The organism is Clostridium bornimense, from assembly GCF_000577895.1.
Taxonomy (GTDB): domain Bacteria; phylum Bacillota; class Clostridia; order Clostridiales; family Clostridiaceae; genus Clostridium_AN; species Clostridium_AN bornimense.
Genome location: NZ_HG917868.1, coordinates 2,575,741 through 2,588,131 on the forward strand (window position 1 = coordinate 2,575,741; position 12,391 = coordinate 2,588,131).

Annotated in this window: 12 protein-coding genes; all 12 read right to left on the bottom strand. The window is 29.9% G+C overall.

Annotated elements, in window-relative coordinates:
• Nucleotides 1-23 precede the first annotated feature (23 nt).
• Nucleotides 24-1,679, bottom strand: coding sequence for an Hsp70 family protein (locus tag CM240_RS11655; protein WP_044039304.1), 1,656 nt, complete (start codon nt 1,677-1,679; stop codon nt 24-26).
• Nucleotide 1,680: 1 nt separating this feature from the next.
• Nucleotides 1,681-2,262: a nucleotide exchange factor GrpE gene (gene grpE / locus CM240_RS11660; protein ID WP_051483819.1), complete on the bottom strand. Its 582-nt coding sequence runs from the start codon at nt 2,260-2,262 to the stop codon at nt 1,681-1,683.
• A 205-nt stretch (nt 2,263-2,467) separates the two neighbouring features.
• Nucleotides 2,468-3,889 carry a cardiolipin synthase gene (gene cls / locus CM240_RS11665; RefSeq protein ID WP_044039305.1) on the bottom strand — a complete coding sequence of 474 codons (1,422 nt, stop codon included), beginning with the start codon at nt 3,887-3,889 and terminating at the stop codon, nt 2,468-2,470.
• 18 nt (nt 3,890-3,907) lie between these two features.
• Nucleotides 3,908-5,164, bottom strand: coding sequence for a PDZ domain-containing protein (locus CM240_RS11670; RefSeq protein WP_044039306.1), 1,257 nt, complete (start codon nt 5,162-5,164; stop codon nt 3,908-3,910).
• A gap of 92 nt (nt 5,165-5,256) precedes the next feature.
• Nucleotides 5,257-6,471 carry a S41 family peptidase gene (locus tag CM240_RS11675; RefSeq protein ID WP_044039307.1) on the bottom strand — a complete coding sequence of 405 codons (1,215 nt, stop codon included), beginning with the start codon at nt 6,469-6,471 and terminating at the stop codon, nt 5,257-5,259.
• A gap of 250 nt (nt 6,472-6,721) precedes the next feature.
• Nucleotides 6,722-7,657, bottom strand: a complete 936-nt coding sequence (ftsX, locus tag CM240_RS11680) for a permease-like cell division protein FtsX (protein WP_044039308.1) — start codon at nt 7,655-7,657, stop codon at nt 6,722-6,724.
• Complete coding sequence (gene ftsE, locus CM240_RS11685; protein ID WP_044039309.1) at nt 7,647-8,330, bottom strand: cell division ATP-binding protein FtsE; 684 nt, start codon at nt 8,328-8,330, stop codon at nt 7,647-7,649. The genes ftsX and ftsE overlap by 11 nt, the downstream gene beginning before the upstream one ends.
• A 190-nt stretch (nt 8,331-8,520) precedes the next feature.
• A complete protein-coding gene (locus CM240_RS11690) occupies nt 8,521-9,465 on the bottom strand; it encodes a transketolase family protein (RefSeq protein WP_044039310.1) in 945 nt (314 codons plus the stop codon).
• The gene (locus CM240_RS11695) at nt 9,465-10,289 is read right to left on the bottom strand and encodes a transketolase (protein WP_044039311.1); all 825 of its coding nucleotides are present in this window, start codon (nt 10,287-10,289) and stop codon (nt 9,465-9,467) included. Before CM240_RS11695 ends, CM240_RS11690 begins: the two co-directional genes overlap by 1 nt.
• A gap of 197 nt (nt 10,290-10,486) precedes the next feature.
• On the bottom strand, nt 10,487-10,834 hold the full coding sequence (locus tag CM240_RS11700; protein ID WP_044039312.1) for a type II toxin-antitoxin system PemK/MazF family toxin: 348 nt from the start codon (nt 10,832-10,834) through the stop codon (nt 10,487-10,489).
• Nucleotides 10,794-11,114 (bottom strand): CopG family transcriptional regulator, encoded by a 321-nt coding sequence (locus CM240_RS11705; protein WP_044039924.1) that lies wholly within the window; start codon nt 11,112-11,114, stop codon nt 10,794-10,796. Before CM240_RS11705 ends, CM240_RS11700 begins: the two co-directional genes overlap by 41 nt.
• 105 nt (nt 11,115-11,219) lie before the next feature.
• A complete protein-coding gene (gene alr / locus CM240_RS11710; protein ID WP_044039313.1) occupies nt 11,220-12,380 on the bottom strand; it encodes an alanine racemase in 1,161 nt (386 codons plus the stop codon).
• Nucleotides 12,381-12,391: the final 11 nt, after the last annotated feature.

The following is a 12,391-nucleotide window of genomic DNA, read 5'->3' on the forward strand; positions in this document are numbered from 1 at the left end:
CTATATTCCCCCCCATTATAATTTTAAGATACTCTTATATTCTTACTTCTTTCTTTAGCTTCTATAAGTTCTTCTCCTGAAATAACAGACCTAGTTTCAAATACAGAATTTATAGTATTTTCTCCTTGTCCTTCCCATGCTTTAATTTCAAGTCGCCCATCTTCATTTAACTTAAAAGTAATCATAATAGGTGAATTATACGAAAGACCAGTTGGTAATTTAAGTTCCGCTGTTCCTATCTCCTTAGATAACTCTAAATCAATAACATCTTCATTAACTTCATTCTCCATTATCCTTATTAATGCAGTTTCTTGATTTTCTTCATTTGTTCCATAAACTTTAGTAACTTCACATGGAACATTGGTATTCTTTAATATCAAATTAGAAACTATTTCTTTTTCTCTGCTATCTATAGCAACAACACCGAAAGATTTTGATACAACATTAGTAATCTTTACATTAGTAGCCCTAACTGCTGATAGTCTAAATCCTGTATCATTAGCTAACTCTTTAAGTGTTTCTTCTACAACTTCCTCATTTATAGTTCTTTCTTCTACTGCTTCTCTTACTTCTTCAACATTAGATCCTGTACTATCTGATATTCTCTTTACCATTTCATCATTAACAGATAATTTATATCCATATAATGCAGCCCCTTTTGCAACTACTTCATCTGGATCAAAAAGTCTTGGTTCTATTCCAAATTCATCAGCAATTGCATCCCTTACCATTGGCATACGAGTAGATCCGCCAACTAGTAAAATTTCATCAAAAGAAGTATATCCTTTTTCTTTAGCTTCTTTTAACATCTCTTTTGTTAGAGCTACAGTTCTTTGAACCAAATCAGATGTTAATTCTTCAAACTTCTCTCTTGTTAACGTAACTTTTGCCCTTTCTCCATTATAATTAACAGCCACTGGTACTAATTCTCTTGAAGAAAGAATCTTCTTTGCTCTTTCTGCTGAATTCTGTAGTTCCTGTGATGTTTCCAAATCACTTAAAATATCATCACTTATACCTGTTTGCTCTGTGAATTGTTGTTGAAGATAATATATTATTCTATCATCAAAATCTTTACCACCTAAGTTATGATCTCCTCCAGTACAAATAACTTTTATTTCTTCTCTTTTTATATCTATCATAGATACATCAAAAGTTCCTCCACCTAAGTCATATACTAATACTGTCTTTTCTTCATCTGTTCCCATACCATAAGCAACAGCCGCCGATGTTGGTTCATTGAGCACTTGCCTTACATTTAAGCCTGCAATCTCACCAGCTACTTTAGTAGCTTCTCTTTCATTTATTCCAAAATAAGCAGGACATGTTATAACAACATCCTTTATTTCTTCACCTAGATGCTCTTCGCCATCTTTTACTAACTTCTTTAAAATCAAAGCAGATATCTCTTCTGGTTTATATGTATTATTATTATAAGCAAAAGAATATTCTCCATTTCCCATATCTCTCTTTATAAAAGATACTACTTGTTCCGGATAAAGTTTTGCACTTTCCTTAGCCACAGATCCAACTATAACATTATCTTCATCGAAAAAAACTACTGAAGGTGTTGTTCTTTCATTTTCATTATTAGGTAATACTACTGCTTTACCAAATTCATCTACATAAGAAATGCAAGAATAAGTAGTCCCCAAATCAATACCAAATACTTTTTCCATATTAATCCCCCTTAACTTCTTTGTAGCTATATATTTCTACAACTTCTTTTTTTATAACTTTGTCATCTAAAATATATCCAGGTTTCAACGTGTTCGCTATCATTTTATCTTTACTACTATCATCAGTTTCAATGATAGTAGCTGGTGAATGTATTAATCCATCAAATACCTTACCTTCTGATGTAAACATCTCTACTCCCTGCCTTATTAACATGTCCTGTAAATCTTCTGAAAAGTCCTCAACACTTTTTAATAATTTTAAAGAATTCAACTCATTTATAGCTTGATTTTTTAAATTATTCACTTTTTTATTATTACTATCAATTAAAGATATAATATCTAAAACTAACGGCTTGTAAGATTTCAACACTAAATTATCTTTGTATTGCTGTAACTGATTATGTAATACATCTATCATCTCTTCTTTATGTTTATCATATTTGAGCTTATCATTAAAATCCTCTCTAAGCTTAATGATTTCCTCTAATATTTTGCTATTATCTATAGAATTTTCCTTAATATCTTCTTTAGGCAATTCTTCTTTAATATCATTTACATCTTTTATTCTTATTGAATCCTCCACCTCTATCCTCCTCTTATAAAGTTATCCTTATATATTAAATATGATAAAACCCTAAAATATATTACTAATTTATTAATTCACAATTCACAATTAATGTTTAACAGTGCACAGTGCACTGAAAACTGTGCACTAAAAAAAGGCTATCGCCTACAAATTTTCATTTGTCATTGCGATAGCCTTTTCAATATTACTTATTAAATTGTATTTATAGAAGCGATGATACTATCCTACATACTTTGCCATAGATTTTAATGTAAAACGGTTCCTTTTTAAAATCTTCATATGTAATTAACTTACTAACACTTATATCCCCTTTAACTATATCTTCCAACTTTCTTGTAATTTCTTCATCATAGAATACACAATTAACTTCATAATTTAATTCATAGCTTCTACGATCCATATTAGCTGTTCCAACAGAGCATATTTTAGAATCTATAGTTATTATTTTACTATGAATAAATGCATCATCTCTATAAGAATATACTTCAACACCACATTCAACTAGTTCTTGCAAATAAGTTTTTGATGCAAAATATACTATTGCATGATCCCACTTCTTTGGGAAAACTATTTTAACTTTTACCCCTCCGAGGGCAGCTATTTTTATCGCTTCCATAACACTCTCTGTAGGAACAAAGTAAGGAGATACTATATATATACTTTCTTTAGCCATAAAAATCATTTTAATTATTCCTTGCATTATTGATGGAAATTCCGATTCTGGTCCGCTCTTTACTAGTTGCATTACTTTATTTCCTCCACAACCTATAGATGCCGGAAAATACTTATTAAAATCTTCTCCAAAGAAACTATATGAATTAGACGCTTTCTCTATAGTTAAGAAATCATCTAAAAAAATTCCTTGAAGTCCTAAAACTCCGTCACCTTTTATCATCATATGAGTGTCTCTCCAATATCCTAACTTTCCTTTACCTAAGTATTCATCTCCAATATTCATACCACCAGTAAAAGCTACCTTACCATCTATAACGACTATTTTTCTATGATTTCTATAATTTATTTGTGTATTTATAAATCTAAATAAAGGAGCCAAAAAATATGAATATATTTCAACAACTACACCATTTTCTCTTAATTCCTTTATATAAGATCTACTTAGTTTTATAGATCCCATTTTATCAATTATAAATCTTACCTTAACACCTTCATTAGATTTTCTTATAAGTATATCTTTAATTTCTCTCCCTATAGTATCGTCATTAACAATATAATACTCTAAGTGTATATGATGTTTAGCTTTTTCTAATTCCCTTTTTAAAGCCTTAAATTTTTCCTCTCCATCTCCAAAAATCTCTACTTCGTTGTTTACGAATACTGGAGAATCTGAATTTGTCGCTAATAGCTCTACTAAATTCTTATATTCTTTATTTTCTGATGCCGCTATATAGGGATTAATTAGATCTTTTATTTCCTTTGAGTGACCGTTAATTAAAGTTTTTCTTTTCCAATTTATACCCAGAAATAAATATAATATTAATCCTATTGGCGGATAAATAACAAAAATCAACAACCACGCTATAGTTGTTTCTGGTGCCTTATTATCCATTATAGCCATATACATGGCTATAATGGCAGTGGATATAACAAACAAGTCCCAAATCATCGAATTCCCCTTTAATATTTATTTATATTTCTTTTTTACTTTTTCTAATATATTTTTAAATTTATCTCCATCTAAAGGAACAACCTTTTCTCTTCTAATATCTTTGGGTACCAATACTAATCCTATTGGCTTCTTACTATTTTCTCTTGAGCAAGATATCTTCTTTAATTCTCCTTTTACAGCTTTGATTTTAACTTCTGTAAAATTACTTATAGAGTTTAAACTCTCTGTTATGTCCTCAATAGACTGTATACGCTTATCATTAATTTCAATTAAAGTATCACCACTTTTGATACCCATTTCATAAGCTAAAGAATCTACTCCAACTTCTAAAACTTTTATTCCCTCATCATTAGATACAAACTTTGCTTCTCCTCTTTCTTCTATCTCTCTATCCAAATACAACATAACTTCATGTAATAAAGGCATTAATAATAAGAAACATGTTTCCATAACTAAGTTTCCTCTACTGAAAACGCCAAGAAGAATCATAATTATTCCGTAACTAGATATTAATGATCCTGAAATTAATACTTTAGCTGTCTTACTTTTTGTAAAAGTAACAGATTTATATCCTACAGCGCCATAAAAAATTTCAAAACCTGCCAATGCCCCTGTGGCTAAAATCCATGCTGGTACATGTGAAATAGGTATTGATGCAAATGGATCTTCTACTGACTGAAATAAAATTAAAGACATAGGCATTATCCATACTCTGTTAAACGCAAATCCTCCTCTAATTTCTCCATTAATTCTTGTAAAAACCGGAATGGATCCTCTATTTCCATCTATCGCTACCAATAAGCCTTCAATAAAGTGAATTACACCTACTAATATCAATAAGTTTCCTATAGGAATATAAAATAAATCATTTCCTCTATCTATAAGATTTGCTTTAATCATAATATTATAAACTATAGATACACCACCTAAAATAGCTCCCGAATATGCAAAACATACGTATTTTGGCTTTAATATCATCAGTATTAATGATATTAAAAATATAATTTCTATATAACTTTCTTGATAAAAATTCACTTTAAAGATATACAAAAGTACTGATGCAAATACCCCTGCTATTATTCCAAAGAATAATTGAGATATGACTAAAATAGGAAGCATATTTACACTTCTTCCAAATAGCATCTTTTGTACTCTTACATTCTTAAGATTCTTCCTATAAATTATATAGGCAAATATTAAAATAAATACTATATATTTTGGCGATGCTATTGCATAAGAAACACTTCTCACCGAATCCATTATATAGTTCATCAAATCCTACTACTCCTCTCAGTTAAACCGATTGAACTTCAATCTCCTCTAAATATTCATTCAATTAGAATTATCAATAAACCTACATTATTTTATTTTAGTTTATTTTTTATTTCTTCTATAGCTTTATTAAATTGTGGATCTTTACTTTTATCGTATTCTTCATTTAATAATTCCTTTGGATATTCAACTGTAATATCTGGCTCTATTCCAACCTTATGAATATTATTCCCAGCTGGTGTATAATATTGTGCTGTAGTCACCTTTATTGCTCCCTCTTCGCCATCTTTTATTGGATAAGTATTTTGACATACACCTTTTCCATAAGTTTTTGTTCCAACTATAGTTCCTAATTTATAATCTTTAACTACTCCAGTGAATACCTCTGAAGCTGATGCACTATTGCCATCTACTAAAAGTACCATTGGCATACCTATAAGCTCTCCACCTGTAGATTTATATTCTTCCTTTTTATTTTCCTTGTCAACAGTATATACAAGCAATTTACCTTTCTCTGTGAATTGAGATGCTATACCTACAACTTGGTCTAAATATCCACCAGGATTTCCTCTAAGATCTATAACAAAACCTTTTGCACCTTTATTTTTTAATTCCTCTACTGCATTAGTAAAATATTTGTTACTATTTCCATCAAATTCTTCTAAAGATATATATCCTATTTCATTATCTATTAATTCATATGTAACGGGATTTTTTTCTACATCATCAGTTGTTAAATTCGCCTCAAATATAGAATCTTCTCTTTGTATAGTGAGTTTAACCTTTTTTCCTTTCTCACCTTTCATCATAGAAATAGCTTTTGAAGAACTAGACCAATCAACATCTTCATCATTTACCTTTATTATAAGGTCTTCCTTTTGTAATCCAGCAGATTTTGCTGGAGACTTATCATAAACGTTGACTATTCTTATTTTTCCCTCATTGTTAGCATTTATTTGTACTCCTATTCCGTAATACTTGCCACTTAAGGTATAAAATTCCTCATACTCTTCTTTGGTAAAATATGTACTATAAGGATCATCTAAAGAATCCATAAGCCCTTTTATTGCTCCACTTGTTAAACTCTCTTCATCTATATCCCCAATATATTTCTTTTCTATTAATTCTTTTGCTAAAAATAAATTATTAAATTCTTTTAGCTCTTCATAATCACTTTTACTTAAAACCACAGTATCTTTTCTCTTTAACGATAAATATTTCGATAAAATTGTTGCCCCTGTAAAAGTTGCTGCATTGGTCAATATCAATACTATTGATACTATTATAATTTTCTTCTTCTTATTCATTAATTCACGTCCTTAACGATTTACTCTTCCAATTATATCTATATAATTTAATATTATATCATATTAAAGTTATATAATGAAAATTAGCAATATATTTTATTATATAAAAACATTATATCTAAAAAATATTATATGTTTTATAAATTAAAATATAAAAAAATTGGTACAAAATCATATTTTACAATGATTTTGTACCAATTAACTAATACTCTACATTACGCCATAAACTTTATAGAATACAAATCTCTATTTATACTGATAAGAATCTTCTTATAGAAATCATACTTCCCATAAAACCTAATATAATACCACCAATAATAAAAATTGGAGACATTGGGCTTATTATTATATTTGGCTTTTCTAATAAAATACCTGCAAAATTATTACCTATGTTAGTATAAATCATATAATAAGCTCCATATAAACTTACCATAGATATCAACGTTCCAAAGAAACCTAGAATCATACCTTCTATTACAAATGGCCATCTTATAAACCAATCTGTAGCACCGATATTTTTCATTATTCCTATCTCTTTTCTTCTTGAATATACAGTAAGTCTTATTGTATTAGAAATAAGGAATAATGATACCGCAAATAATACAACAAATAAACCTGCTGCTATAACTTTAATAGTATTTGTCATACTTTTAAATTTTTCTGCTGTATCTTTTCCGTCTTTAATAGATTCTATAGATTTAATTCCATTTAATTGTTTCTTTATTTTTTCTATATCTTCTACATTACTGAACTTTATGCTATATGATTCGGGTAAAAAGTCTGCTTCAAACCCATCTAGCATCTCTCCATATATCTCTTTTGTACTTTCCAAAGCTTCTTCACTACTAACAAAAGTATACTTCTTAACATTCTTAGATTTTCCTAATATTGTTTCTATCTCTTTTTTATCATTTTCAATCTGAGCCTTTATCTCATCAACATTTTCTGAAATTGCTTCCTTAGCTTCAGTGGTATCCGGTACATATAAGAAAACTTTAAGTTCAAGCCTATCTTGAAGAGAATTAACATTTTTATTTATAATCAATGTTGTAAGTAAAAATACTCCTAGTACAAACATAGTTAAAGCTACAGTAAGTACTGATGCTATAGTTAAAGTTCTATTTCTTTTTAAACTTTTAAAAGCATCTTCAAAAAACATACCAACACTATTCAAATTATTCCTCACTGTATCTTCCCTCCAATTCATCTCTGACAATTTGGCCTCGCTCTATAGCTACAACTCTTCTTTGCATTGAATCAACTATCTCTTTAGCATGTGTAGCCATCATTACTGTTGTTCCCGCTTTATTAATATCTATTAAAAGGTCCATAATCTCTATTGCTGTTTCTGGATCTAAATTTCCTGTAGGCTCATCAGCTATCAGTAATGTGGGATTATTAACTATAGCTCTTGCTATGGCCACTCTTTGTTGCTCTCCTCCTGATAATTCTGAAGGATAGTTTTTATATTTTTTATTTAATCCTACTAATCCTAATACTACGGGCACTCTCTTTTTAATCTCTTTCGATGAAGCTTGTACTACTCTCATAGCAAAAGCAACATTTTCATATACATTTAAATTTTGAATAAGTCTAAAGTCTTGAAAGACCATCCCTATTTTTCTTCTATGATAGGCAATTTCCTTTCTAGTAAGTTCAGTTACATCATTTCCATTCATAATAATGGTTCCTGATGTAGGATTAATCTCTTTTGTCATAAGCTTTATAAAAGTAGATTTTCCAGCACCTGATGGTCCTACTAAGAATACAAATTCTCCTTTTCTTACTCTGATATTTATGTTCGAAAGTGCTGTTACATTATCATCATATATCTTTGATACATTTTTAAAGTTTATCATTCCTATTACCCCTTATTGAGACTATTTTCATTTTAGCATTTTCTCTTTATTATTATATATTCTTATGTAGAAAATATGAAGTACACAACTTACCATATTTGTAATATTGTTCAATTAAATTGTTACTATAAATAAAAAGAGCTATTACACCCTACATAATTAATATTGTGTAATAGCCCCATTTTACTAACTATTTTTTTATTTCCATCGCCTTTTTTACACTCTTAATAATTTCATTAGCAGTTAATCCGTATTTTTCTAATAAATCTGCTGGCTTACCACTTTCACCAAAAACATCCTTGATACCAACTTTTAAAACTGGCACTGGATAATTTTCTGATACTACTTCACTTACTGCTGAACCTAATCCTCCGATTACATTATGTTCCTCAGCAGTTACTATAGCTCCTGTTTCCTTAGCAGCCTTTATAATAATTTCTTCATCTATTGGTTTTAATGTATGAATATTTATTACTGATACATCAATACCTTCTCCTAATAAAACTTCTTTAGCCTCAAGTGCTGCATCTACCATAATACCATTTGCTATTATAGTTGCATCTTTTCCCTCTTTTAATTTTACACCCTTACCAATTTCGAATTTGTATCCTTCAAAATCATTCACTGTATTAACAGGCATTCTACCTAATCTTACATAACAAGGGCCATTAAATTCTGCTACTGCCTTTATAGCAGCTTCAGCTTCAATTCCATCACTAGGAGATATAACTGTCATACCTGGTATGCTTCTCATAAGTGATAAATCTTCCACAGCTTGGTGAGATGCTCCATCTTCTCCTACTGTTAATCCTGCATGAGTAGCACAAACTTTAACATTTAAATGAGGATACGCTATAGAATTTCTTATTTGTTCAAAAGCTCTTCCTGCTGCAAATATCGCAAAAGTTGATGCAAAGACTACTTTACCACAAGATGCTAACCCTGCCGCTACACTCATCATATTTCCTTCTGCTATACCCATATTCAGAAATCTTTCTGGTGCAACTTCTTTAAAATTAGCTGTCATTGTTGACTTCGAAAGATCCGCATCTAAAACAACTACATTTTTATTGGTTACTGCTAATTCTTTTAATGCATTTCCGTACGCTTGTCTTGTCGCAATTTTATTACTCATTATCTTGCACCTCCTAATTCTTTCATAGCTGCTTCACATTGTTCTTTATTTGGTGCTGTTCCATGCCATCCACATTGATTTTCCATAAAAGATACACCTTTTCCTTTAACTGTTTTACATACAATTACTGTCGGCTTATCTTTAACATTCTTAGCTTCATTTATCGCTGATAATATTTCTTCATAATTATGTCCGTCTATTGATATAACATTCCAATTAAATGCCTCAAACTTATTTGATATTGGCTCTGGATTCATGACATCTGTTACATTTCCATCTATTTGTAATCCATTATAATCTACAAATGCTGTTAAATTATCAAGTTTATAATGTGCCGCACACATAGTTGCTTCCCAAACTTGTCCTTCTTCTAATTCTCCATCTCCTAAGATTGTATATACTCTATAATCTTTCTTATCTAACTTACCCGCTAATGCCATACCAACAGCTGTAGATATTCCTTGACCTAAAGACCCTGTAGACATATCTACCCCTGGTACATAGTTCATATTAGGATGTCCTTGTAATTTTGAATTGATTTTTCTAAGAGTCATAAGCTCTTCTTTAGGGAAGAATCCTGCTTCACTTAGTGTTGCATATAAAGCTGGTGCAGCATGACCTTTTGATAAAACAAATCTATCCCTATTTTCATCATTTGGGTTTTTTACATCATATCTCATTTCATTAAAATATAATGTTACTAATATATCTGTACATGATAATGATCCACCTGGATGTCCTGAACTTGATTCTGTCAACATATTTATAATGTCTTGTCTTACTATATTAGCCTTTTCGCCTAACATAACTGAAATATTGCTCATGGCATTTCCTCCTCTAGACTTAGAACTTTTTAAATAGTATATCACATTTAATTAGTGTTATATCATATTTGTATTTATTATATCATATAATCACTTAAGGTCAAATTCAGTTAACCTTTACATTAATATTTAATTTCAATATATAGTATCTCCTATTTATAAAATAGTATAAAAAAAAAGCGTCTAAGACGCTTAAATTATAATGCCATGCTAACTTTAAGGGAATTATCAACTTTTTTCATATCCCTTTCTAACATATGACCTATTTTTTCTTTTAATCTTCTTTTATCTAGAGTTCTAACTTGTTCTAGTAATACTACCGAATCTTTATTTAATCCATATTCCTCTGAAGATATCTCAACATGAGTTGGTAGCTTAGCCTTGTTAATTTGGGAGGTAATCGCTGCAACTATAACTGTAGGGCTATATTTATTACCTATGTCATTTTGAATAATTATAACAGGACGTATGCCTCCTTGTTCTGAACCAACAACAGGACTTAAATCAGCATAGAATATATCTCCTCTTTTCACCACCATCGTCATCTAAGTAATCACTCTCCGAAAGTCTTGCTTCATATTCCATTAATTGATCTAATTCATTACAAACTCCTAATTCAGAAATTTCTAAATTAATTTTTGACATTTCAATGTATCCTTTTTTCATCAAATCCATCCTAGCTAACCTTTTCTTTTCTTCTATATATCGTGTAATAGCTTCCTTTACAAATTCGTTTCTATCTTTATTATCTATTTCTAAAGCCTTATCAAATTCATCACAAAGTTTCTCCGAGAGGTTTACAACTAATTTCTTATTTTCTGACATAATGTATACCTTACCTCCTATTAACCCTATAGAAATATGCATACTATATTATACCTCATATTCTAAAATACTTCAAAATAGACTAATAAATTAGTACTCATATAATTATACATAATTTCTTATCTTTACAACTTTATTATCCTTTATGTATACTCTAGGTACTCTTTTACTTATCATGCACGTTACCTCATAACTAATTGTGTCTAGCAGTCTCGCCATATCTTCCGCATCAATCTTTAGTCCACTATCTTCTCCCATTAATACTACATCATCTCCTACTTTTACATCTTCAATATCAGTTACATCAACCATGCATTGATCCATACAAACTCTTCCTACTATATTCGCTATCTTACCATTAATTATAACTTTGCCTTTATTAGATAACGCTCTAGAATAACCGTCTGCATAGCCTACTGGCAATGTTGCAATTTTGCTCTTTCTCTCTGTAATAAATGTCCTATTATAACTTATACTTGTTCCTCTCTCTACTTCTTTTATATGAACAATATTAGTCTTTAATGACATAACAGGCTTTAAATTTATTATACTTTTATTTACCTCATTAGATGGGTAATATCCATATAAAATTATCCCCGGTCTTAAAGCTTCAAAAATAGAGTCTTTCATATCAATTAATGCTGCACTATTAGCTATATGTCTCATTGGAATTTTTATTCCTCTTTTTTGTAATTTTTCATCGAATTTTTTAAATTTATCTAATTGAGTCAATGCATATTCTTTATTTGCTTCATCAGCAGTAGCAAAATGTGAAAACATACCTACAATTTTTATATTTGGTAATTCACTTATTTTTTTAATTTCTTCTATGGAATCCTCATTAGGTATAAATCCTATTCTTCCCATTCCAGTATCTAACGCTATATGCACCTTCGCTATAGATTTTTCTTCTGTTGCCAAAGTTGATAGTTTTTTGCAATATTCATAACTCATTACACTTTGTTCTATCTCATACCTTAATAAGTCTTTCCCAAATATTAGCGGTGTATACCCTAATATCATAATTGGCGCATCTATATTATTTCTTCTAAGTTCTATAGCTTCACTTATAACTGCTACAGCAAACCTATTAACCCCTGCATCCAACATAAATGGAGCAATATCTACAGCGCCATGTCCATATCCATCAGCCTTTATAGCTGCTATTAGCTCCTTACCTTTTGCTACTCTTTTTATTTCATTAACGTTATTTATTAAGTTGTCTATATTAATTTCTGCCCAAACTGGTCTTAAGTGCCTAAACAATTTTATCTACT